Annotated in this window: 19 protein-coding genes and 1 pseudogene; 13 read left to right on the forward strand and 7 right to left on the reverse strand. The window is 60.4% G+C overall.

Going from position 1 to position 24,097, the window contains the following annotated elements; translation table 11 throughout:
* Positions 1–115 precede the first annotated feature (115 nt).
* On the reverse strand, positions 116–1,039 hold the full coding sequence (locus BN1134_RS17100; RefSeq protein ID WP_042048688.1) for a L,D-transpeptidase family protein: 924 nt from the start codon (positions 1,037–1,039) through the stop codon (positions 116–118).
* Between the two features lie 358 nt (positions 1,040–1,397).
* Here BN1134_RS17100 and BN1134_RS17105 point away from each other — a divergent pair, with 358 nt between their 5' ends.
* On the forward strand, positions 1,398–2,318 hold the full coding sequence (locus BN1134_RS17105) for a L,D-transpeptidase family protein (protein ID WP_042048689.1): 921 nt from the start codon (positions 1,398–1,400) through the stop codon (positions 2,316–2,318).
* Between the two features lie 60 nt (positions 2,319–2,378).
* On the opposite strand, the gene BN1134_RS17110 is transcribed toward BN1134_RS17105, so the two are convergent.
* From BN1134_RS17110 to fldB, 3 genes are all read right to left on the reverse strand, one after another.
* Positions 2,379–3,713 (reverse strand): TldD/PmbA family protein, encoded by a 1,335-nt coding sequence (locus tag BN1134_RS17110; RefSeq protein ID WP_042048690.1) that lies wholly within the window; start codon positions 3,711–3,713, stop codon positions 2,379–2,381.
* Positions 3,713–5,113: a TldD/PmbA family protein gene (locus tag BN1134_RS17115; RefSeq protein WP_084214857.1), complete on the reverse strand. Its 1,401-nt coding sequence runs from the start codon at positions 5,111–5,113 to the stop codon at positions 3,713–3,715. The genes BN1134_RS17110 and BN1134_RS17115 overlap by 1 nt, the downstream gene beginning before the upstream one ends.
* A 169-nt stretch (positions 5,114–5,282) precedes the next feature.
* Positions 5,283–5,801 carry a flavodoxin FldB gene (gene fldB / locus BN1134_RS17120; RefSeq protein WP_042048691.1) on the reverse strand — a complete coding sequence of 173 codons (519 nt, stop codon included), beginning with the start codon at positions 5,799–5,801 and terminating at the stop codon, positions 5,283–5,285.
* A gap of 97 nt (positions 5,802–5,898) precedes the next feature.
* Here fldB and xerD point away from each other — a divergent pair, with 97 nt between their 5' ends.
* Positions 5,899–6,786, forward strand: a complete 888-nt coding sequence (xerD, locus tag BN1134_RS17125) for a site-specific tyrosine recombinase XerD (RefSeq protein WP_042048692.1) — start codon at positions 5,899–5,901, stop codon at positions 6,784–6,786.
* Between the two features lie 47 nt (positions 6,787–6,833).
* Here xerD and mscL read toward each other — a convergent pair whose 3' ends face one another.
* Positions 6,834–7,244 (reverse strand): large-conductance mechanosensitive channel protein MscL, encoded by a 411-nt coding sequence (gene mscL, locus BN1134_RS17130; RefSeq protein ID WP_042048693.1) that lies wholly within the window; start codon positions 7,242–7,244, stop codon positions 6,834–6,836.
* A 125-nt stretch (positions 7,245–7,369) separates the two neighbouring features.
* Here mscL and BN1134_RS17135 point away from each other — a divergent pair, with 125 nt between their 5' ends.
* Complete coding sequence (locus tag BN1134_RS17135) at positions 7,370–8,143, forward strand: DsbC family protein (RefSeq protein ID WP_084214858.1); 774 nt, start codon at positions 7,370–7,372, stop codon at positions 8,141–8,143.
* 7 nt (positions 8,144–8,150) lie between these two features.
* Positions 8,151–9,875: a single-stranded-DNA-specific exonuclease RecJ gene (recJ, locus tag BN1134_RS17140; protein ID WP_042048695.1), complete on the forward strand. Its 1,725-nt coding sequence runs from the start codon at positions 8,151–8,153 to the stop codon at positions 9,873–9,875.
* Between the two features lie 62 nt (positions 9,876–9,937).
* Here the strand turns inward: recJ and BN1134_RS17145 are convergent.
* Positions 9,938–11,809, reverse strand: a pseudogene (locus BN1134_RS17145) (methyl-accepting chemotaxis protein).
* Positions 11,810–12,057: 248 nt separating this feature from the next.
* On the opposite strand from BN1134_RS17145, the gene prfB reads away from it, so the two are divergent.
* From prfB to oxyR, 3 genes are all read left to right on the forward strand, one after another.
* Positions 12,058–13,156, forward strand: a protein-coding gene (gene prfB / locus BN1134_RS17150; protein ID WP_156991853.1) for a peptide chain release factor 2 whose coding sequence is annotated in 2 segments (ribosomal slippage) — positions 12,058–12,132 and positions 12,134–13,156 — 1,098 coding nt in all. Because the reading frame shifts where the segments join, the coding sequence is not laid out codon by codon here.
* Positions 13,157–13,178: 22 nt separating this feature from the next.
* A complete protein-coding gene (gene lysS / locus BN1134_RS17155; RefSeq protein WP_042048697.1) occupies positions 13,179–14,714 on the forward strand; it encodes a lysine--tRNA ligase in 1,536 nt (511 codons plus the stop codon).
* 134 nt (positions 14,715–14,848) lie between these two features.
* Positions 14,849–15,745, forward strand: coding sequence for a DNA-binding transcriptional regulator OxyR (oxyR, locus tag BN1134_RS17160; RefSeq protein WP_042048698.1), 897 nt, complete (start codon positions 14,849–14,851; stop codon positions 15,743–15,745).
* A gap of 13 nt (positions 15,746–15,758) precedes the next feature.
* Here the strand turns inward: oxyR and BN1134_RS17165 are convergent, their stop codons facing one another.
* Entirely contained in the window at positions 15,759–18,245 is a 2,487-nt protein-coding gene (locus tag BN1134_RS17165; RefSeq protein ID WP_042048699.1) for a penicillin-binding protein 1A, read from the reverse strand.
* A 229-nt stretch (positions 18,246–18,474) separates the two neighbouring features.
* On the opposite strand from BN1134_RS17165, the gene pilM reads away from it, so the two are divergent.
* From pilM to aroK, 6 genes are all read left to right on the forward strand, one after another.
* Positions 18,475–19,533, forward strand: coding sequence for a type IV pilus assembly protein PilM (pilM, locus tag BN1134_RS17170; protein WP_042048751.1), 1,059 nt, complete (start codon positions 18,475–18,477; stop codon positions 19,531–19,533).
* Positions 19,521–20,093, forward strand: coding sequence for a PilN domain-containing protein (locus tag BN1134_RS17175; RefSeq protein WP_042048700.1), 573 nt, complete (start codon positions 19,521–19,523; stop codon positions 20,091–20,093). The genes pilM and BN1134_RS17175 overlap by 13 nt, the downstream gene beginning before the upstream one ends.
* Positions 20,090–20,701 carry a type IV pilus inner membrane component PilO gene (locus tag BN1134_RS17180; protein WP_042048701.1) on the forward strand — a complete coding sequence of 204 codons (612 nt, stop codon included), beginning with the start codon at positions 20,090–20,092 and terminating at the stop codon, positions 20,699–20,701. The genes BN1134_RS17175 and BN1134_RS17180 overlap by 4 nt, the downstream gene beginning before the upstream one ends.
* The gene (locus tag BN1134_RS17185) at positions 20,698–21,213 is read left to right on the forward strand and encodes a pilus assembly protein PilP (protein ID WP_042048702.1); all 516 of its coding nucleotides are present in this window, start codon (positions 20,698–20,700) and stop codon (positions 21,211–21,213) included. Before BN1134_RS17180 ends, BN1134_RS17185 begins: the two co-directional genes overlap by 4 nt.
* A 47-nt stretch (positions 21,214–21,260) precedes the next feature.
* Positions 21,261–23,378: a type IV pilus secretin PilQ gene (locus BN1134_RS17190; RefSeq protein WP_408862819.1), complete on the forward strand. Its 2,118-nt coding sequence runs from the start codon at positions 21,261–21,263 to the stop codon at positions 23,376–23,378.
* A gap of 193 nt (positions 23,379–23,571) precedes the next feature.
* Positions 23,572–24,090, forward strand: a complete 519-nt coding sequence (gene aroK, locus BN1134_RS17195; protein WP_042048704.1) for a shikimate kinase AroK — start codon at positions 23,572–23,574, stop codon at positions 24,088–24,090.
* Positions 24,091–24,097 lie beyond the last annotated feature (7 nt).

A 24,097-nucleotide genomic window follows, 5' to 3' on the forward strand; every position in this document is an offset into this window, starting at 1 on the left:
CTCTGCGCTCTGCGCTCTGCTTTCCATTCCCGCCTATGGTCATTCTGCCTTACTGGATCGCCACAATAAAAAACGGCGCCCAAAGGCGCCGTCATGCTGTAAAGCAGTCTTGCTATCAGACCGGGTTGATCTGAGTCGGGATGCCGGTGCGCTGCTCCAGTGCCTGCTTGATCAGGCGGGAGTCGCTCTCCTTGTGCGCGATGAAGCGGGTCAGGGCCGGGGTCATCGGCAGCGGGGCTTGGGCACTGGAGTTGAATTCGGCTTCGCTGCGTGAAAGGGGTTGGTGCACTTCCAGGTAGCGGGCGCCGCCCGGCTCGACCGAACTCTTGACCGGCTGGTTGACGAACTGAACACGGGTGCCCACCGGTACCTTCTTGAACAGGTATTCGATATCTTCGTTGCGCAGGCGTACGCAGCCATGGCTGACGCGCAGACCGATACCGAACTTGGCGTTGGTGCCGTGGATGGCATACATGCGGCCGATATAGAGGGCAAATAGGCCCATGGGGTTGTCCGGGCCGGCCGGCCAGACGGCGGGCAGCGGCTCGCCACGGGCAGCGTACTCGGCGTGCATCTTGGCGGTCGGGGTCCAGGTCGGCCCCTCCTTCTTGCGCTCTATCTTGGTGACCCAGTTCTCCGGGGTATCGGTACCGAGCTGGCCGATACCAATCGGCAGCACCTCGACCACCTTATTCCCTTTCGGGTAGTAGTAGAGGCGCATCTCGGCCACGTTGATGACGATACCGTCACGGGGGGCATCGGGCAGGATCAACTGGTGCGGGATCACCAGTTTGCTGCCGGCCTTGGGCAGGAAGGGATCGACGCCGGGATTGGCTTCCATCAGGTTGGTGAGCCCCAACTGATTTTCGGCCGCGATGGCCTCCAGGGCGCGGCCATCATCGGGCACCACATATTCCTGGTTGTCGCCGATGAGACGGCTGCCGGTGGGGGGCAGTGGATATTCGATGGCCTGAGCCGAGAGAGAGGCAAGCGCAAGGCCACCCAGCAGCGAGGCGGTGGCGAGGCGGTGGATCTTCATACGTGAACCTGTAGCAATGTGAAAGGGCTTAAGACTCGGTCGCTGCCTTCTCCCCGCGGGATTGGATGCGGTCAGACCGGGCCCGGCATTCTTTCCTGTAGCGGACAAAATTTCAACGGGTGATCACTGAAATCGATGAAAAAACACCGGGGTGGCTGACTGCACCAGCCCGTGGCGTGTTTCGCCGGCAGATATTCATCTCACATGCAGCCGGAATGGGGAAAAATGGCCCCAAAGATTCCGCCAACGTTGAATTTTTATCCGACACACGGAAGAATGCGCAGCCTGAAGCCTCTTAACTGTCGCCCGGATGGTGACAACAGGAGGATCCCCTTGTCATGGAGTCAACAGGATAGTGATGAATACCCTTCGTTCGCTTGCAACGGGTCTGCTGTGCGCGCTGGCGCTGACCAGCATGCCGGCCACCGCCGTCGAATATGCCATGCCTGCCGCCGGCAGCCGCGTGATCGGTAAAAATCTCGAGTATGTGGTGCCCGATGACGGTCGCTCCCTCGAGCAGATCGCCGCTGAATTCCAGCTAGGCCTGACCAACCTCATCGAGGCCAACCCTGGCGTCGACCCCTTCCTGCCCAAGGCCGGCAGCACCCTTATTATCCCGCACCAGCTGATCCTGCCGGATACGGTGCACCAGGGGATCGTCATCAACGTGGCCGAGATGCGCCTCTACTACTTCCCCAAGGGGAAGAAGGTGGTGCACGTATTGCCGATCGGCATCGGCCAGCTTGGTGCAGACACCCCGGAGAACTGGGTCACCTCGGTGCAGCGCAAGCGCGCCAACCCGACCTGGACACCGACTGAGAATATCCGCCGCCGTTATGCCGCTCAGGGCAAGACCCTGCCTGCGGTCTGGCCGGCCGGCCCGGACAACCCCATGGGCCTGTTTGCTCTCTACATCGGCAAGCTCTATGCCATTCACGGCACCAATGCCAGCTTCGGCATCGGCCTGCGGGTGAGCAGCGGCTGTGTGCGCCTGCGTAATGAAGATATCGAGTATCTCTTCGATCAAGTGCCGGTGGGCACCCGGGTCGAGTTCGTCAACCGCCCGGTCAAGTTCAGCGTGGAGCCCGATGGCGCGCGTTACATCGAGGTGCATCAACCGCTGTCGCGCACTGAAGCCGAGTTCAACTCCAGTGTTCAGGCGCCGTTGCCGATGAGCCAGACCCTGACCCGCTTCATTGCCAACGCGGAGAACGACTCCCAGCTGGTGAAGCAGGCGCTGGAGCAGCGCACCGGCCTGCCGACCCGCCTCAACCCGTAAGGGAACCGGCATAAAAAAGGCGACCCAGAGGGTCGCCTTTTGCATTGGTATGAGTGCCATCTAGTTGCCAGCAACGCTGAGACCGGCAAAGCGGATCAGGGGGGCATAGAAGCCCTTGCCGTCGTCGTGGCGAAGGTGCTGGCCGACCGCGAGCACCTCCTTGAGCAGGCGATAGAAGTTGCCGGCCACCGTGATGCCGCGCACTGGCTGGATGCGTTCACCATCCTGGCACAGGAACCCCGAGGCGCCGAACGAGAAGTCGCCGCTCACCGCGTCAGCCCCCGAGTGCAGACCGTCGAGTTTGACCAGCTCAAGGTAGCGGCCGCTCTTGACGTCGCTATCGGTGTGCGGGCCGCATCCCAGCACCAGATGGCGCGGGGCCACATCCAGGCTGGAGCGGGCTCCACGGGCGGCGCAGCCGTTGGCCGCCACACCGAAATGGCGGGCGGTGGCGCTGTTGTGCAGCAGGGTGTTGAGGTTACCGGTCTCGATCAATGGCAGATCGGTGGTGGCCGCCCCTTCGCCGTCGAAGGCGCGGATCCTCATGCCGCCGGGCATATGGGCGCGGCTCTCCAGGGTGAGCAGCGGGCTGGCCACGCTCTGGCCGAGTTTATCGCGCCAGGGGTTGATCCCCTGTTGCGCCCACTTGCCCGAAAGGGCGGCGGCAAAGCAGCCGAACAGAGCGCTCAGGGCGTTAGGCGAGAGCAGCGCATCGTAGTGACCGGTGGTCACCGGTGCGCCGTCCAGCAGCGCCAGGGCGGTGCCATACACCTCATCGAGCAGCGGCGCGATGGCCAGATCGCTAAAGCGGCGCTCGTTTACGCCCTGATAGAACATCGACTGGCGACCATCGCGCTCGATGAGGGCGGTGGTGTAGCCGCCGACGCTCGCTTCACTGTGGTGGCACAGGGTGCCCTGGCTGTTGGCCAGCCACAGTTCGCTGCGCGACTCGTAGTAGGCGTTGTAGGGGGCCCCCTTCACGCCTTCGCGTTTGAGCATCTCTCCCTCGAGGCGCAGGGCAAGGGCGATCTTCTCGTCCACAGGGGTCTCATCCGGTTGAACGATGGCCGAGTCCTGCGTCTCAAGGTGGCTGTCGGCGACGCTGATGCGCTGATCCGGGTCCTCCTTGGCGAAGCGGCTGGCATCGAGGGCGTCTTGCAGCATGGCGGCCAGCGCTGGTTCATCGAGGGCCTCCGAGTAGGCGATGCCGACCCGCCCCTCCTTGATGAGGCGGATACCGATCTGCTGGCTGCCGGTCACCTTGTACTCCGACAGCTCGCCCTGATCCGCCTTGAGCGAGAAGCTCTGCTCCCGGCTGGCGATGAGATCCGCTTCGGCACCGAGCGCCGTTACCTGTTCGAGCAGGCGCCCGAGTCGTTGTTTCATCTCGCTCATCAGCCGTTCCCTCCGACCAGAATGCTATCGACCTTGATGGCCGGTTGCCCCACCGAGGCGGGAACCGAGCCCGACACCGAGCCACACATGCCGGCGGCCAGCGCCAGGTTGTTGCCGACCATGGAGATCTCCTTGAGCACCTGCGGCCCTGTGCCGATCAGGGTGGCTGACTTGAGCGGCCGGGTGACCTTGCCCTGCTCGATGAGGTAGGCCTCTTGCACGTTGAAGTTGAACTCGCCCGTGCCCGGCTGCACCGAGCCGCCCCCCATCTTCTTGGCGTAGATGCCGTACTCCACCGTGGCCAGCATGTCGTCCAGACTGTGCGGGCCGGCCTCGATATAGGTGTTGCGCATGCGCGAGGCGGGGGCGAACTTGTAGGATTCGCGCCGCCCCGAGCCGGTGCGGGGATAGCCGGTCTTGAGCGCCCCCATGCGGTCGGCCAGGAAACCGGTCAGCACGCCCTCCTTGATGAGCTGGGTGCGCTGGGTGGCCATGCCCTCGTCATCGACGTTGAGCGAGCCCCAGGCATGGGGTGTCACCCCTTCATCGACGGCGCTGACCACAGGGTTGGCGATAAGCTCGCCCATCTTGTCGTGGAACACCGACGCCTGCTTGGCCACCGAGGTGGTTTCGAGCAGGTGGCCGCACGCTTCATGGAAGATGACGCCACCAAAGCCGTTGTCCATGATGACCGGCAGCTTGCCGGAGGGGCAAGGGCTGGCGCCGAGCTTGATCAGCGCCTGGCGGGCGGCGCCCTGGGCCAACTGCTGCGGGTCGATGAGTGCGCTGTGCTCCCAGCCCATCAGGGCGCCCGGTGAGTCGCTGCCGGTGCTCTGTTCGCCCCCCTTGCTGGCGATGGCCTGAGCGCTGAGGCGGTTGTAGTGGCGGCGATCGCTCATTTGCAGCCCCTCGCTGTTGAAGAGGCTCACCTCCTGCTCCCAGCCGAGGGCGCTGCCGCTGAACTGGCTGATCAGCGGGCTCTCGGCGCGGGCAACCCGATCCAGGGTGTGCAGGTAGGCGATCTTGGCCTCCAGCATGCGGTCGCGCTCGAGGGGCTGGCGCACCGGGTGGTGATCGGCGTGAGTGAGGAAGTTAAATGCGGTGCGGGTGGTGAGCGGATCGCGGCGATCCTTGGCGGCCAGCAGGGTCACGATCCGCAGCAGTTCTGCGCGTTCTCGGCTGTTGGTGTAGCCGTAGAGCACCTTGTGGCCGTAGCAGAGGCGGATGCCGATGCCGAAATCGAGGCCACCGCTGATGCTCTCGATCTGGCTCGAAAGCAGGCTGATCTGGCTGCGCCGGCGCCGTTCAATAAACAGCTCGGCAAAGTCGGCACCGAGGGCGAGAGCGTGATCGAGCACGGCTCCGGCCACCTCACTGTCGAGCAGTAGGGGGTGATTCATGAAAACTCCTTGTTGGATGTCTCGTCCATTGGCTTTCGGCCCTCCTGTGATGAAAACGAGTGAGAAGGCCAAGGAAAAGAGTGGCAGAGTTACATCGCGCTGTCAGCAATGGGCATCACTATGTGATGCCCATTGGGATATTTGGCGCCATAAATTGCGCCCGGCAGGATTAGATCAGGCTGTGGATTTCGCTCAGGATCTGCTCGACCCACTGGCTGATGCGATCGTCGGTCTGGTCGTACTGGTTGGCCTCGTCGAGCGCCAGCCCGACAAAGTGACGACCATCGTCGATGAGGGCCTTGGAGGCGTCGAACTCATAGCCTTGATTGGGCCAGTAACCGACCAGGGTGACCGGCTTGCCGATGAGGGCGTCGTGCAACATGCCGAGGGCATCTTGGAACCACTCGCCGTAACCGAGCTGATCGCCAAGACCGAACAGGGCGATGATCTGGCCCTCAAGCGGCAGGTGGCTGACCTCGTCCCAGCTCGACTCCCAGTCTTCTTGCAGCTCGCCAAAATCCCAGGTGGAGATGCCGAGGATCAGCACCTCGTACTCCTGCATCCGGGCCAGTGGGACGTCCTTGATGTTGTGAATATCAACCAGCTCAGGGCCGATCAGCTCGCGGATCTTCTCGGCGACCATTTCGGTGTAGCAGGTGGTGGAGCCGTAAAACAGACCTATCTTCATCGTGGTGTCAGCGTGGTGAACATGGCCTCATCTTAACAAAACGCGCCGTGCCATGCAGGCTCGGTTACAATGGCCACAAGCAAAGCGTGGAGTGCCCATGAGTCAGCCCCTGATCCAGCAATTTCTCGACGCGCTCTGGTTGGAGCGCGGCCTTTCCGACAACACCATCGCCTCGTATCGCACCGATCTCGAGAAGTTTTCTGCCTGGCTCGACGGGCAGGGGAGCTCGGTGCTGCTGGCCGATCTCGATACCCTGCAGCACTACTTGGCCTGGCGCATCGACCAAGGGTTTGCCGCCACCTCTACCGCCCGTTTCTTAAGCGCCTTGCGCCGCTTTTATCAGTACCTTAACCGGGAGAAGCTGCGTGCCGACGACCCGACCGTGCTGCTGGAGGGCCCGAAACTGCCCAAACCCCTGCCGGGTGATCTCTCCGAGGCCGAGGTGAGCGCCCTGCTGGCCGCGCCCGGTCACGACGATCCGGTGGAGTTGCGCGACAAGGCGATGCTGGAGCTGCTCTATGCCACCGGGCTGCGGGTCTCCGAGCTGGTGGGGCTGTGCGCCGAGCATGTCAGCCTGCGCCAAGGGCTGGTGCGGGTAGTGGGCAAGGGGAACAAGGAGCGGCTGGTGCCGATGGGGGAAGAGGCGATGCACTGGCTCACCCGTTACTACCGGGAGGCGCGGCCACTGCTTATCCCTGAGGGGAGCTGCGATGTGGTGTTTCCTTCCAAGCGCGGGCGGATGATGACGCGCCAGACCTTCTGGCACCGCATCAAGCTCTACGCCATCCGGGCCGGAATTGCGGGGGAGCTCTCTCCGCATACCCTGCGCCATGCTTTTGCCACCCATCTGCTCAATCATGGGGCGGATCTGCGGGTGGTGCAGATGCTGCTCGGCCACTCGGATCTCTCCACCACCCAGATCTATACCCACGTGGCCGGCGAGCGGCTCAAGGCGCTGCATGGGGAGCACCATCCGCGCGCCTGACATAAAAAAACCGCCTCACGGCGGTTTTTTTATGTCGGAACTCCGACTTATTTTTGCTGCTGGGACTTGAGCAGGTCGCGAATTTCACCGAGCAGCTCTTGCTCCTTGGTGGGAGCCGGTGCGGCGGCGGCCGCCTCTTCTTCCTTGCGCTTCAGGCTGTTGATGGCCTTGAGCCCCATGAAGATGGCGAAAGCGATGATGAGGAAGTCGATGATGGTCTGGATGAACTTGCCATAGGCGATGACGACGGCCGGGGTGCTGCCCTCTGCCGCCTTCAGGGTCACCGCGAGATCGCTGAAATCCACGCCGCCCAGGATGAGGCCGATCGGCGGCATGATGACGTCACCCACGAAGGAGGAGACGATCTTGCCGAAGGCGGCGCCGATGATGATACCGACGGCCATGTCGATGACATTGCCACGCGCGGCAAACGCTTTGAACTCTTGTAACAGGCTCATTGAGGGATCCCTCCGGGTATGGTGATGGAAACGGTGACAGTCTCACATGAAAGGGTGAGCTTGCCTAGGGGGAGCCCTTCTCTTCGCTCGACAGTCTTTGTCATACGGGTGTGGCACTTTGTGCGATGGAACAGGATTCAGTCAGCAACGGTATTGATAATGACGGTCTTGTTCATAGTTTGCCGGTTTGGTGTTGGAGTGCGGAATCGATGGTGGTGCGACTTTTTCTCTTTGTTGTTTCTTTGACCATGGCGCTGGTGGCGCAGGCCAGCTCATCCCATCCGAACGAACAACAGATGCTGCAACGTATTAGTGAGCGCCTTGGGATTGAGATCGTGGCCATCGAGCCTTCATCCGTGCCTGGTCTTTACCGGCTTGATACGTCGGGAGGCGTTTTCTACAGCGACGAGCGAGGCGACTATGCCTTGCTGGGCACCTTGTTTGATTTGCGCAGTGGCATCGTTAATTTGACCTTGCAACAGCAACAGACGTTTCGCTTGAAGCAGCTTTCCCAAACGCCCACGCACAGTCTTTATGTGCGAGCCCCTTCGGCGCGCCATGAGTTGCAGCTGTTTACCGATCTCTCCTGCCAGGAGTGCATCACGTTCCGGCGAGATCTCAAGGCGTTGCAAAATGCTGGGGTCAGCATCAACCTGTTGCCCGTGCCGCGGCCGCAACTCAGTGCCGATCGACTGCGTCATCACTGGTGCCACGAGATGCCGGAGCATCTCGATTTAGATTTGCCAGAAGAGGGCTGTGATGCGATCCTCGAGCAACAGACCATTCTTGCCAGCCAGCTCGGCGTGCACCGCTCTCCTACCTGGATCCTGCCCAATGGGGACATGGTGAGCGGCTATCAGTCACCGAAGCAGCTGCTCAAACTGTTGGAACATCTCTAAACGCCCCATGACTCTGCTTATCCGTCGCCGACCTAAGGTAGATGACTCGCATCTGCCTGCAACCCTGCCCCCCCTGCTTCGCCAGATCCTCGCCAGCCGTGGCGTGGATGACCCTGTTTTGCTGGAACGCTCCGCCGCCTCCTTGCTGCCCCCGCACGAGCTGATGGGGATGGCGCCGGCGGTGGCGCTGCTTGAGGAGGCGCTGCGCGCCGAGCGGCGCATCCTCATCGTCGGTGACTTTGATTGTGATGGGGCGACCAGCTCGGCCCTGTGTGTGCTGGCATTGCGCGCCATGGGAGCCCTGCATGTGGACTTCCTGGTGCCGAACCGCTTCGAATATGGCTATGGTCTCACCCCCGAGATTGTCGAGCTGGCCGAGGCGCGTGGTGCCGAACTGCTTGTCACCGTGGATAACGGCATCTCGAGCCTGGCCGGTGTGGCGGCGGCCAAGGCGGCTGGCATGCAGGTGCTGGTGACGGATCACCACCTGCCGGGTCATGAGCTGCCGGCGGCCGACGCCATCGTCAACCCGAACCAGCATGGTTGTGGTTTTGGTTCGAAATCCCTGGCCGGGGTCGGCGTCGCGTTCTACCTGATGGCGGCGCTCAACACCCGTCTCAAACAGAGCGGCTGGTTCGAGGCGCGCGGAGTGCGTGCTCCCAACGTGGCCGACTATCTGGATCTGGTGGCGCTCGGTACCGTGGCCGATGTGGTGGCGCTGGATGGCAACAACCGCATCCTGGTGCATCAGGGGTTGCAGCGCATTCGTGCTGGCCGCTGCCGTCCCGGTATTCAGGCCCTCATCGATGTATCGCGCCGTGAAGCGCGTCGCCTCACTGCGGCCGATCTCGGTTTCGCCCTCGGCCCGCGCCTCAATGCGGTGGGCCGGCTTGATGACATGTCGCTCGGGGTGGCCTGCCTCCTGTGCGACGACATCAACCTAGCACGGCAACTGGCCGCCGAGATGGATGGCCTCAATCAGGAGCGCAAGGAGATTGAGCAGGGGATGCAGCAGGAGGCGCTCGCCACCTTGGAGCAGCTGCGTTTTCGGGAAGGGGAGGTGCCCTCGGGCATCGTCCTGCACCGCAACGACTGGCATCAGGGGGTGGTGGGGCTGGTGGCCTCCAAGGTTAAGGAGAAGTACTACCGTCCGGTGATCGCCTTTGCCGAGAGCGGTGAGCATGAACTCAAGGGCTCTGGGCGCTCCATTCCCGGGGTACACCTGCGTGATGCCCTCGAGCTGCTCGATACCCGTCACCCCGGCATCATCAGCAAGTTCGGTGGTCATGCCATGGCGGCGGGGCTGACCCTGCCCAAGGATCGTATCGAGGCGTTTCGCAGCGCCTTCGAGGCGGTCATCGCCGAGCTGGTGACCCCTGAGCTGCTCACCGGCGAACTGCTCACCGATGGGTCGCTGCTGGACGAGGAGTTGAGCCTGGAGATGGCTGAGCTGATCCGCGCCGCTGGCCCCTGGGGGCAGGCCTTCCCCGAGCCCCTGTTTGACGGTGAATTCGCGCTGGTGCAACAGCGTCTGGTGGGGGAGAAGCACCTCAAGCTGATGCTCACCACCGAGGCGGGTCTTGCTCTGGATGCCATCGCCTTCGGGGTGGATCTGCGGCGCTGGCCCGATGCCTCGGTGAAAAGGGTGCGGCTGGTCTATCGCCTCGACATCAATGAGTGGCGCGGCAGTCGTAACCTGCAATTGCTGGTAGAGCACCTCGAGGCGCTGTGAGTGCCGACGCAGGATAAAAAAAGCCCGGCATGATGCCGGGCTTTTTGCTGCCAGAGGGCAGGTTAAAGGATGAAGGTGGCCACCTGCTGGTTGAGGTCGCCGGCCCGCTGCTTGAGGGCCTGCGCCTGATCCAGATCGCGCATCGCCGAGGCGGTGATGTCGTCGGTCACATCCTTGATGGCGGTGGTGTTCTGGGTGATCTCACCGGTCACCTGGGTCTGCTCCTCGGCGGCGGTGGCGATCTGGCCCGCCATGTCGGAGATGAGGCTGACCGCCTGGGTGATCTCCTCCAGCGCCTTGGCGGCGGCATCGGCATCCTGCACGCTGTTGTCGGCCAGTGCCTGACTGGTCTGCATCAGGCTGACGGCGCGGTTGGTGGTCTGTTGCAGGGTCTCGATGGTGGCGTGGATCTCCAGCGTGGAGTCCTGGGTGCGCTTGGAGAGCACCCTGACCTCGTCGGCCACCACGGCAAAGCCGCGGCCCTGCTCGCCGGCGCGGGCCGCCTCAATGGCGGCGTTGAGGGCCAGCAGGTTGGTCTGCTCGGCGATCCCCTGGATGGTGGAGAGGATGCCCGAGATGGCCTGGGCGTGGCGACTCAGCTCGCCGATCACCTCGGTGGCCTGGCCGACCTCGTTGGCCAGGTTGTTGATCGACTGGCGGGTCTGGTGCACCAGATGCCGGCCCTGCTCGCTGCTCTGGGCCGATTGCTGGGCCGCGGCGGCGGTGTTTTCGGCGTTACCCGCGATCTCCTGCGTGGCGCTCGCCATCTCGGTGACCGCGGTGGCGACCATGGTCACCTCCTGTTGCTGACGTTGCAGCTCGCTGACGGACTCCTGGGTGGTGATCAGACTGCGCTCGGCATCGTTGCCCAACTCATTGGCCAGGTTGCGGATGTGGGAGATGAGTTGGTGCTGGCTGCCGACGAAGCGGTTGAAGTTCTGTGCCAGTTGGCCGACCTCGTCGCGGGCATCGATCTGAATGCGCTGAGTCAGATCGCCGTTACCGTCGGCGATGCGGGCCAGGGCCTGGGAGACCTTGCTCAGCGGGCCGAGTAGCACGCCGACCAGCCAGGAGATGGCGAGGATGCTGCCGACCAGCACCACCAGTGCCAGGCCGAGCTGGCTCATCAGCAGGGTAGAGAGGGGCGCCTCCAGGGTCGCCTTGTCCAGCACCAGCACCAGTTCCCAGTCGGTATCGGGGACATCGACCGCCCACATCAGCTTGTCACGCCCTTCGCCGTCGAAGTAGACCTGTTGCAGGGTTTGGCCCTGCTTGGTGCGCTCGATGAAGGCTCGGTTCAGATCGTTGTCGATCTCGCTGACCGGCTTCATCGCCTTGCTGGCGTCCTTGTAGGCGATGACGGTGCCGTCCTTGTGCATCAGGATGGCGAAACCGTCGGCAGGCAGGGTCATCTTGTTGACATCCTCCACCAGGGAGGTGATGGAGAGATCGCCCCCCACCACGCCACCTTGTGCCGGCTGCGCCAAGGTGACGACCAGAACGTTGTAGGCCACGTCGAGGTAAGGCTTGGTCAGGATCTGGGTGCCCTTGGTCATGGCCTCCTGATACTAGCCACGGGTGCGCGGATCGTATCCGCTGCGATCGATGGAGGGGTCGGAGTCGTTCATCTTGCCGCTCGCCTCACCGAAGTAGGTGAGCTGGAAACGGCCGGAGAGCTGAGCCTGCTGCAGGGCGTTGAGCGGCTCGGAAGACGCCTTGCTGGCCAGCGCCTTGATCACGTCTTGACGATCGGCCAGCCAGTCGCTGATGCGTTCGGCTTGTTGGGCCCCGAGGCGCTGTGCCTGCTCCTGACCGTCCTGTTGCAACATGGCCTTCTGGCCCGAGTAGCTGCGCCAGGAGAGCAGGGTGATGACCAGCGAGAGGGCCAGAACCACGGATAACAGTATCTTCTGCTTGAGTGAGAGATTGTTCATAGCGGGCGTCTTCTAGTTTTCCATCCAGAATGGGGGCAGGGGGCGGATTACCGCCCACGGGAATATAACGGCTACAAATGGAAAAGCTGAACTAAAAAGTGAGTCGATTCATCACGTGAGGGGGTCACAGGGGTTTACGGATAAAAATGGTTTTTAGGCTGGCCGGGCGCGCCTCAGCCCTGTTTATTCCTTCCGCATTTCGCTAGAATATCCAGCTTTCTACGCACCTCGAACCCGAGAAATTTACGATGTTTGAAGTCAATCCCGTATTGAACAAGCTTAAGGAGCTGTCTGAGCGGACAGCGCTCCTTAGGGGGTACCTTTGACTATGATGCCAAGAAAGAGCGTCTAGAAGAGGTTAATGCCGAGCTGGAGCAGCCGGATGTTTGGAATGAGCCCGAGCGTGCACAGGCGCTGGGTAAAGAGCGCGTCAGCTTAGAGACCGTGGTCGAGACCATCGATGCCCTGACCCAGGGGGCGGACGATGTCTCCATGCTGGTCGAGCTGGCCGTCGAGGGTGAGGACGAAGAGACCTTCAACGAGGCGGTGGCGGAGGCCGACCAGCTTGAGACCAAGCTGGCCGAGCTGGAGTTTCGTCGCATGTTCTCCGGCCCCAACGATGCCTCCGACAGCTATCTGGACATTCAGTCCGGCTCCGGTGGTACCGAAGCCCAGGACTGGGCCAACATGGTGCTGCGCATGTACCTGCGCTGGGGTGAGGATCACGGCTTTAAGCCTGAGCTTATCGAGTGCTCCGAGGGGGAAGTGGCCGGTATCAAGTCTGCCACCATCAAGTTCAGCGGTGAGTATGCCTATGGCTGGCTGCGTACCGAGACCGGTGTGCACCGTCTGGTACGTAAGTCGCCGTTCGACTCAGGCGGTCGCCGCCACACCTCGTTCTGCTCTGTGTTCGTCTACCCAGAAGTCGACGACGATATCGATATCGAGATCAACCCGGCCGATCTGCGTATCGACGTTTACCGCGCCTCCGGCGCCGGTGGTCAGCACGTTAACCGGACCGAATCTGCGGTGCGTATTACCCACATCCCGACCAACATCGTGGTACAGTGCCAGAACGACCGTTCCCAGCATAAGAACAAGGATCAGTGCATGAAGCAGCTGAAGGCCAAGCTCTATGAGTTTGAGCTTCAAAAGCAGAATGCCGAGAAGCAAGCCCTGGAAGACTCCAAGTCTGACATCGGCTGGGGCAGCCAGATCCGCTCCTACGTGCTCGATGATGCGCGTATCAAGGATCTGCGCACCGGTATCGAAACCCGCAACACTCAATCGGTGCTCGACGGGGATCTGGACAAGTTTATCGAAGCCAGCCTGAAATCAGGCCTGTAAAACGAAGTAAGCAGGAATCACCATGTCTGAACAAACCATGACTCCGGAAGTAGAACTCGGCCAAGAACTCAATAACGAGATGGCAGAGCGTCGCTCCAAGCTGGCCGCCCTGCGTGCGCAGGGCAATCCCTTCCCCAACGACTTCCGTCGTGACAGCCTCTCCGGCGACCTGCACGCCGAGTTTGGCGATAAATCGGAGGAGGAGCTGGCTGCCCTGGGTAAACGGGTGAGCATCGCTGGTCGTATCATGACTCGCCGTATCATGGGCAAGGCGGCGTTTGCCACCCTGCAGGACATGGCTGGCAAGATCCAGGTCTACGTGACCCGTGACGACCTGCCGGAAGGCTTCTACAACGAGCAGTTCAAGAAGTGGGATCTGGGTGACATCGTCGGTGTTGAAGGGACCGTGTTCAAGACCAAGACCGGTGAACTCTCGGTGCATGTCTCCACCATCCGCCTGCTGACCAAGGCCCTGCGTCCGCTGCCCGAGAAGCACAAGGGGCTGACTGACCAGGAAGCCCGCTGCCGTCAGCGTTACCTGGATCTGATCGCCAACGAAGAGTCCCGCAAGACCTTCGTGACCCGCACTAAGGTGGTGGCTGGTATCCGTAAGTTCCTGAACGACAAGCGCTTCATGGAAGTGGAAACCCCCATGATGCAGGTCATCCCGGGTGGCGCCTCTGCTCGCCCCTTCATCACCCACCACAATGCGCTGGACATCGACATGTACCTGCGTATCGCCCCTGAGCTCTATCTGAAGCGTCTGGTGGTCGGTGGTTTTGAGCGTGTCTATGAGATCAACCGTAACTTCCGTAACGAAGGCATCTCCGTTCGCCATAACCCCGAGTTCACCATGCTCGAGTTCTACATGGCCTACGCCGACTACATCGATCTGATGGATCTCACCGAAGAGATGCTGCGCACCTTGGCGCAGGACATCCTGGGCGACACCAAGATCCGTTACGCCAAAGAGGGCGAAGAGGGTCTGACCATCGATTTCGGTCAGCCGTTCCAGCGCCTCTCCATGGTGGACTCCATCCTCAAGTACAACCCGGATGTGACCCGTGACGATCTGGCGACCCTGGAGAAGGCCACCGCCGTTGCCAAGGGCCTGAAGATCGAGCTGATGAAGAGCTGGGAGCTGGGCCACGTGATCACCGCGATCTTCGAAGAGACCGTGGAGCACATGCTGCTGCAACCGACCTTCATCACCGAGTACCCGGCGGCCGTCTCTCCGCTGGCCCGTCGCAACGACCAGAACCCGGATGTGACCGACCGCTTCGAGTTCTTCATCGGCGGCCGCGAGCTGGCCAACGGCTTCTCTGAGCTCAACGATGCCGAAGATCAGGCCGAGCGCTTCCAGGCCCAGGTTGACCAGAAGGCCGCAGGCGATGACGAAGCCATGTTCTATGACGCCGACTTCGTGACCGCGCTGGAACATGGTCTGCCGCCGACCGCCGGTCAGGGGATCGGTATCGACCGTCTGGTGATGCTGTTTACCAACAGCCACACCATTCGCGACGTGATCCTGTTCCCGGCCCTGCGTCCGCAGAAGTAATCTCTGCTCTTCCCGTCTAGGGAGATCAGCCAAAGCCCCGGTTCGCCGGGGCTTTTTTGTTCTCATTCAGTGGCTTGAGCCGATCGTGTCGATCCGGCATCCTGCCATTCCCGCAGTAAAGAGGAGCCGAGCCCATGAATCTGCGCGATCTCGAATATCTGGTGGCGCTGGAGGAGGAGAAACACTTTCGCAAGGCGGCCGAGCGCTGCTTTGTCAGCCAGCCGACCCTGAGTGGCCAGTTGCGCAAGCTGGAGGACGAGCTGGGGGTGATCCTCATCGAGCGCACCTCGCGTAAGGTGCTCTTCACACCGGCCGGAGAGGCCATGGCCCAGCAGGCGCGCCGGGTACTCAAGGAGGTGCGCGAGCTCAAGGTCATTGGCCAGAGTTTTGCCGAGCCCATGTCGGGGGAGATCCACATCGGCCTCATCCCGACTGTTGGCCCCTATCTGTTGCCCCACATCATCCAGGATCTGCGTGCTCACTTTCCTAAGCTCGAGTTTTACCTCTACGAGGAGCAGACACAGGTGCTACTCAAGAAGCTCGATGAGGGGGAACTGGACTGCCTGATCCTGGCCGAGCTGGAGGGGATGGAGGGGTTCGGCTCGTTGCCGCTCTATCAGGAGCCCATGTGGCTGGCGGTGCCCTCTTGGCACCCAGAGGCGAATGTGGCCCAGGTACCGTTTCATCATCTCAAGGGCAAGCGGCTGCTGATGCTGGCGGATGGTCACTGTTTGCGTGAGCAGGCGCTGGGCTTTTGCTTCGCGGCCGGGGTGGGGGAGGATCAGCGCTTTAAGGGCACCAGTCTCGAGACCCTGCGCAACATGGTGGCGGCCGGTAACGGCATGACCCTGATCCCGCAGCTGGCGGTGCCGGGGCCGGAGGAGGGGGGGGTCAGTTATCGCCCTGTGGTGGAGCCGGCACCGGGCCGAACCATCTCGCTGCTCTATCGCCGTCACTCGGTGCGGCGCCCCTGCTTCAACGAGCTGGCCGAGCGGATCCGGGCGCTGATGGAAAAAAAACTGGCGGGATAACCCGCCAGTTTTTTTAGAACAGATCGTCGGTGGAGATGCTCTCTCCGCCTCCGTCGCTTCCTCCGCTGAAGGGATCGTTGCCCCCCACCGGCGCCGCATAGCGGGTCGGCTCGGTGCCCTGCTTGAAGTACTCGCTGTGGCTGCTGCCACCGCCACCATAGCTGAGCAGGCCGGTGTTATTGTCGACCTGAGCCGAGATGATGCTGCTCGGCTTCGGGGTTGCCCGCTCGGGCAATCCTTGCAATGCCACCTTCATGAAGTCGATCCAGATAGGCTGCGCCGTGTTGGCGCCGAACGCACCGGCCCCGAGGGAGCGCTGGTGGTTATCAAAGCCAATCCAGGCGGTGGCCACCAGATCCGGGGTAAAGCCAGAGAACCAGAGGTCACGAGCCTCGTTGGTGGTACCTGTCTTGCCCGCGATGTCATGGCGTTTGAGCTCGGCAGCGGCTCGCCAGCCGGTGCCACGCCAGCCATTGCCCCCCCAGATCGCGGTCTTGAGGGTATCGGCGATCAGGAAGGCACTCTCCGGGCTGATGGCCTGAGGTGCACAGGTCGTGCTCTGCGTCGACGCACATTGAGTGGCTGCGGGCGCTTCATCGCTTTGCGTGGCATCCGAGGCGCTGGCCGCATAGGTGGCGGAGGATGGGCCGCACTCCAGGGCGCAGGCGACCATCGGTGTATTTTCGAACAAGACATTGCCCGTGTTATCCACGACCTTGCCGATGAAATAGGGCGTCACCAGACGGCCCCCATTGGCAAAGGCGGCATAGCCTCTGACGACTTCGATAGGCGTGAATTCGGCGGCGCCCAGCGCCAGCGGCTCATAGGGAGCAATCTGGTTGCGCGGAAAGCCGAAACGTTCCAGGCCATTGACGAAGGTGCCAATCCCGATGGCACGCAGCAGACGTACCGACATGACGTTTTTGGACTTGGCGAGCCCCAGCCGCAGCGGGAGGGGGCCTTCGTAGACGGCGGGTGAGTTCTTCGGCTGCCATGCCTTGCCGGATGAGGGATCCCACTGGTTGATCGGCGCATCGTTGATGAGCGAGGCCAGGGTATAGCCCTGCTCCAGTGCCGTGGCATAGAGGAACGGCTTGATGTTGGAGCCGATCTGGCGGCGAGCCTGTTCTACCCGGTTGAATTTAGACAGCTCGAAGCTAAAGCCGCCGACCAGCCCCTCGACGGCGCCATCGAATGGGTTGAGCGCCACCAGGGCCGCGTTGGCATCGGGAATTTGGCCTAGCATCAGGCGTTCCCCTTCCGGGCGAACCCAGACTTGGGTGCCGACTTTCAGCACGTCACGAGCGCCACGCGGGGCGGGGCCCATGCGTGAGTCGGTGATGAAGGGGCGGGCCCACTTGATGGCATTCCAGTCCAGCTCCCCCTGCTTGCCATCTTTGAGAATGACTTGGGCGGAGCGGTCGGCCACTTCGGTCACCACGGCCGGGATGAGGGGGTTGTAGCTCGGCTGCTTGGCCAGGTATTCGACAATTTGCGGGTATTCCCACGCCTTCTCGCCGCGTTGCCAGAGCTGCTTCTCGGTACCGCGATAGCCGTGGCGCATGTCGTAGTCGATGAGCCCCTTGAGCAGCGCATCACGGGCAGCCTTCTGGCGCTTTGAGTCAACCGTGGTGTAGACGTGCAGCCCCATGGTATAGGCGTCTTCTCCGTAGAGATCCACCATCTTCTGGCGCACCATCTCCCCCAGGTAAGGGGCGTAGAGGGTCAGCTCGGCACCGTGGTAGCGGGCCACCACCGGCTTCTTGGAAAACTCGTCAAACTGAGCTTGCGTGATCTTGCCGGTCTCCAGCATGCGGCCGAGCACCACATTACGACGGTCGAAGGCGCGCTGGGGGGAGCGGATCGGGTTGAGCATGGAGGGGGCCTTGGGCAGGCCGGCGATGATGGCGATCTCGTCGAGGGTCAGCTCGCTGACATTCTTGCCGAAGTAGACCTGAGCGGCGGCACCGACGCCGTAGGCGCGATAGCCGAGCGGGATCTTATTGAGGTAGAGCTCGAGGATCTCATCCTTGGTCAGGTTCTGCTCGATGCGCCAAGCCAGGAAGATCTCCTTGACCTTGCGGACAATGGTTTTCTCGTTGGAGAGGAAGAAGTTACGAGCCACCTGCTGGGTGATGGTACTCGCCCCCTGGCTGGCGTGTCCCGACGCGGCCACGGCCAGTGCCGCCCGCAAAATGCCGATGGGGTCGATCCCGGGATGTTCATAGAACCGGGCATCTTCGGTGGCCAGCACGGCATCTACCATCTGATGGGGAATTTCGGCCATCTTCAGGGGGATACGGCGCACTTCACCGTACTGGGAGATCAGTTCACCATCGCGGCTGTAAACCCGCATCGGGGTTGCCAGCTTGACGTCTTTGAGGGAGCTGACGTCAGGCAACTGGGGTTTGATATAGAAGTAGATACCGAGCAGTCCGGCGGCGCCCAGCGCAGCACAGATCAACCCGACAAACATCAGGCGCACAAGCCATTTCAACATGGAGTTACTACCGATCGTCTTAAATTTGGCCAACGGGCGCAGAGTATAGCCGTTTTGCCTAGTTGAGTTCGAGCTTTTCCCTGTTACCCGGTTTGGCACAACGAGCGTGAGAAGAGAGGACGGATGGAGATTTTTGTACTGCCCTCCAAACGCTGTGCTAATTCTTAAGTCAGCAAATCGATTGAAGAATCAATAAACACATAACTCAATCATATGGATGTGGATCTTTATGCTGGGACTCTTCAGGGAAGGAGCCCTGCTGCCGCTGGTGGGGGTCGATTTCGGCTCCCATACCATCAAAGCGGTCAGCCTGACGGGGCGGGAAGGCAAATTTTTTATCGATGCGTTAGCCAATGTGGCAACCCCAAAGGGGGTGTTTGTCGATTATCAGTTACAGGATATTGAGCGGGTGGTTCATGCGCTAAAGGCGCTCAAACGTTCGCTCCCCTCCAGTGACTATGCGTCGGTCTCTGTCACCGGCTCTCATGTCATCACCAAGGTGCTCTCTCTGGATGCTTCCCTTTCCGAGGCTGACCTGCACGAACAGGTCATGCTTGAGGCGGAGCAGTTGATCCCCTTCCCACTCGATGAAATCAGTCTCGACTATGAGTCGTTAGGACCTAATCCAAGTGATCCGGAGCGGCAGGATGTCTTGCTCAGCGCGGCACGCACGGAAAGCATCTCGGGTCGGGTGAGTGCATTGGCGGAAGCCGGCTGGACAGCCAAAGTGATGGATGTCGGTGTTCATGCCTTGGGGCGAGGGGTTCTGGCCTGCTGCCCGGAGCTGGCCGATAGCACTCACGCCACGGGGATTGTCGATATCGGTTCAGGCTCTTTGACATTTGCCGTGCTGGTTCGTGGAGAGGTGATCCACTCTCGCTGGCAAAATTTTGGTGGTGATCAGCTGACCCAGGCGGTTGCTAGCTTCTACACCATGAGCCAGGAGGAGGCTGAGCTGGCCAAGTGCTCCCACTCCTTGCCACACACCTTTGCCGAAGAGGTGGTTCCCGGCTATGTGGTGAGTCTCATCCAACAGGTTAAACGCAACATCCAATTGTTTTGCAGCGCCTCCAACTTCAGAGAACTCTCCGGTCTTGTGCTGACCGGCGGAGGCAGCGTGCTCTCTGGGTTGCCAATGCAGTTAGCCGATGAACTGAACCTGGAGGTCATCCATCCTGATCCCATTGCCCTGTTTCGACATCCCAAGCTTGCGATTGATGAGCATGGAGCTCGTTACATGACGGCATTGGGGTTGGCTCTGCGGAGCTTTACACCATGTCAAATATAAATCTGCTGCCCTGGCGGGAAGCGCGTAACCAGAGGCAGAAAAAGCAGTTTGGGGTGCTGTTGGCGGGGTGTTTGGTGGCGACGGTGCTATTGGGCTTGGCCGCTAATTGGCTGGTGATGGAGATAGTGGATAGTCAAAAGGCACGAAACCAGCGGTTGCAGACTGAGATCGCGCTGCTGGATGTTCAATTGGGCGAAGTCGCCAAGTTAAAGGCGCGTCGCCAAGCCCTGCTTGCTCGCATGCAACTGATTGCGGATCTGCAGGAACGGCGCAACTTGCCGGTGCGTTTCTTCAATGCCCTGCCGGATATCGTGCCGAACGGGGTTTATCTCAGTAGCTTGCAGCTGCAAGGCGCCACGGTCGATGTGACCGGCAAGACCGAAGCGTATGGCCGGGTGGCCAGCATGATGCGCAGCATCGATGGGTCGGGATGGTTGGGATTATCACGGATTAGCACCATTTTTTCCGCAGAGCAGACCCCGATAGCACTCAGTCAATTTTCGCTTATGTTTCAGGTGCTTGGCAAGCATGGCCCTGATAAAGGAGAGAAGAAGTCATGACATGGCAGGAGCTCAATGAACTTGATCTGGGGTCAATCGGAAGTTGGCCGCGCTTGGCGAAGATGCTCTTGGTCGGCGTGTTGTGTGCGTTGTTGGGGGGGGCTTTTTATTACTACGTCATCGCGTCATCCATAGAGATGCTGCGCACGGTGCAGCGGGAAGAGGAGACGCTCAGGGCTCAGTTTGAAGGAAAAGCGATGCTGGCGGCCAGCCTTCCGGCTTACCGGGTGCAGATGGCTGAACTGGAGAAACTGGTGGAGGCGCAACTGAAGCAGCTGCCCAACACCAACGAAGTGGCGGGCATGTTGGATGACATCAGCTTCATTGCGACCGATAACGGGTTGCAGCTCAATCGTATTAATTGGGAGCCCGAGGTGGCTCATGAGTTCTCTACCGAATTACCCATGCGTATTGAAGTTGAGGGCAGTTATCACCAACTGGGTCAGTTTGCGGCGGGCCTGGCGGGTCTACCCCGCATTGTCATTCTCGATACCTTTCAATTGAAAGGGGAGCCGGGTGGGGAGCAAATTGCCATGAGCATGCGAGCCAAGACGTATCGCTACAACGGTGATGCCGGGACGAAAGCACCGGTAGGGAAAAAATCATGAGAGGTGCCAGCTTGTTTATCGCCATGTCGCTAGGCCTTGCCGGCTGCAACCCGCATAGTGATATTGACGATTACATTACCGAGGTTAGAGCTCGCCCTGCCCAGCCGATTGCGCCATTGCCCGAAGTCAGCCCCTTCATCCCCCTTGCCTACCAAGCCACCCAGCAGAGAAGCCCCTTCATTCAACCCAAACCCGAGCAGGGAAGCGCTCTGGTGGTGCTCAAGCCTGAGTGTCGGCCCTTGCCCCCAAGGGAGAAAGAAAAGCTGGAGCTGTATGGTCTGGAACACCTCACCATGGCCGGCACCCTCGCCAAACAGGGGCAATTGTGGGCATTGGTGGGCACGCCGGATGGCCAAGTCATCAAGGTTGGCCTGAACCGCTTCATGGGGCTTAACCATGGGAAAGTCGTACGCATTGGCAAGGATGCCATCGAATTACTCGAAACCATCCCGGATGGAAAGGGATGTTGGGTAACGCGTGATACCCGATTGGCAATGACTAACACCAAATAGAACCATAAGCAGGGACCGATATGAAATGGACAGTGGGGTTATTCCGGATGGGGATGGTATGGCTGGCCCTGTCCAGTCAAGGTGTATGGGCGCAGGCCTCCTTGCAGGAGGTGCGCGTCAATCCGCAGATCTCGGGGCGTATTGAATTAGAACTCTCCTTCAGCGAGCCGGTTTCCGGTATCACTGATCGACTGAGCTACCAGCCGGATAGGCTGCGGCTGCATATTCCCGGTGCTGTTGGCACATTAAAAGACAATCCCTTGCCAATACGGCAGCAAGGGATCAGCGACGTTCGGGTGGAAAACCAAGGCGCAGGGCTGGATATAGAGATAGGAATGGACGAATTAATGCCCTATCAGGTGAGCCAGCAGGGGTCACTGGTGCGTATCTCCATGGGGAGCGCGGACCCTGTGCAGCCCGTGCCCGCGGCTTCCCCACGTGTGGCTACGGCCCCTTTGGCTAAGCCACTGCCTGCGCGCGCGGCCATGCCATCTGTTGACGCCATGTCCAGCCATCCCTCGCGTACGACGGCGGCTAGCGAGGCTCAGGGATTTTTCAATGCGGTACGTAATTTGGATTTTCGTCGCGGCAAGGATGGCCGGGGTGAGTTTCTGGTGCGGCTTGAAAATAGCGCCTCGGCCATGGACATCAGTGCCCAGGGGCAGAAGGTGATCGCGAAGTTTTTTGGTACCCAGTTACCGGACGAGTGGCTGAATATTATGGAGGTCGCCGATTTTGCGACACCGGTGACTCGGATAGAGGCATTTCGTCAGGGGAAGGATACGCGCTTTGAGCTGAGCATTAACGGGGCTTTTGACTATCGCTACGATCAGGCCGAGAACCTCTTCATTATTCAGGTCGACAAGAAGCTTCCTACCACGCAAGTGGCCACGAAGTATGGTGGTAAGCCTATCTCATTGAATTTTCAAAATATCCCTGTGAGGACAGTGCTGCAACTGATCGCCGATTTCAATAATTTCAATCTGGTGACCACGGATACCGTTAACGGCAATATCACACTACGCCTGGATGGGGTGCCATGGGAGCAGGCACTGGATGTGATCCTCAAGGTTAAGGGGCTCGATAAGCGGCTCGACAACAATATCCTGCTGGTTGCTCCGGCTGAAGAGATCGCGGCTCGTGAGAAGCAGCAATTGGAAAATCGTACTCAGGTGGCTGATCTGGCTCCGCTTGAAACTGAATACTTACAGGTGAACTACGCCAAGGCCAGCGAGGTGGCGGCACTACTCTCGTCCGAGAAGACCAAGTTGCTGTCGAATCGGGGGGCGGTGAGCGTGGATGAACGCACCAATATCATGGTCATCAAGGATACGGCTGAAGTGCTGGCCAATGTGCGGCGCATGCTCGACATGCTCGACATTCCGGTTAAGCAAGTTGTGATAGAGGCTCGGATGGTGACCATTGATGACGGTTTTGATGAGCAGCTTGGGGTTCGTTGGGGGGTCACCAAGAACGACGGTCATGGCAACAGCACCTCTGGCTCGATTGAAGGTAACGATGGTTCCGGCAACAACGATGGCGGCAGCACTATTACCCGACCCGGTGCAGATGACCGCCTCAACGTAAACCTGCCCGTGGCCAACGCGGCGGGCACGATTGCCTTCCAGGTGGCCAGGCTTGCCGATGGTACCCTGCTCGATCTGGAACTCTCCGCACTGGAAAAGGAGAGCAAGGCTGAGATCATCGCCAGCCCGCGGGTCACCACCGCCAACCAGAAACCGGCCCTGATTGAGCAGGGAACCGAGATCCCTTACGTGGAGTCCTCCTCCAGCGGGGCAACGTCGGTGACGTTCAAGAAAGCCGTGCTGAGCCTCAAGGTCACGCCGCAAATCACCCCCGATAACCGGGTGATCCTCGATCTGACCGTGACACAGGATACCAAGGGGGAAACGGTGCCGACGGGAACGGGGGACGCGGTATCCATCAATGCCCAGTCGATCACGACCCAGGTGCTGGTGGACAACGGCGAGACATTGGTGCTGGGGGGGATCTATCAGCAGACTATCAAAAATGACATCAGCAAAGTGCCCCTGTTGGGGGATATTCCTGGGCTCGGTATTCTGTTCAAGAAGACCGTCAGCGAAAACAAAAAGCGCGAGCTGCTCATCTTCGTGACCCCGAGAATCGTGGCCGATAATCTTTAATTCCTTTGCTACCTGAATACGAATGACTTATAACCTAACGCCCCAACGCAGACGGGGCGTTAGGTTGTCCGGTTGCCAGTCCCCCGCTCACCTGAGATAATCCCGCGTCTGATCCATCGCAAGATGAGGTTCATCGGTATCCCGGAGCACTGTTTTCCGGGGTCTTACAGTGTGTAATAACTAACGAAAAAACATGGCTGAGAAACGCAATATCTTCCTGGTAGGGCCCATGGGTGCGGGCAAGAGCACCATCGGCAGACATCTGGCTGAACAGCTGCACATGGAGTTTTACGACTCTGATCAGGAGATCGAGCGCCGCAGTGGTGCCGATATCAGCTGGGTGTTTGATGTAGAAGGCGAAGAGGGTTTTCGAGTACGCGAAGAGCGCGTGATTGGCGAGCTCTCCGAGTTACAGGGCATAGTGATGGCGACGGGTGGCGGTGCCATCAAGAGCCGTGAGACGCGTAATCGTCTCTCTGCGCGCGGTATCGTTGTCTATCTCGAGACCCCCATCGAGAAGCAACTGGCACGAACCCAGCGCGATAAGCGGCGGCCTCTGCTGCAAACCGAAGAGCCCCCGCGTGAGGTGCTCGAGCGTCTGGCCGAGGAACGTAACCCTCTCTATGAAGAGGTGGCTGACTTTGTGGTGCAAACCGACGAACAAAGCGCCAAGATCGTTGCTAACCAAATCGTCAAACTGATAGGCATGTAATCGGGGA

Source organism: Aeromonas simiae (assembly GCF_000820125.1).
Classification (GTDB): Bacteria; Pseudomonadota; Gammaproteobacteria; order Enterobacterales; family Aeromonadaceae; genus Aeromonas; species Aeromonas simiae.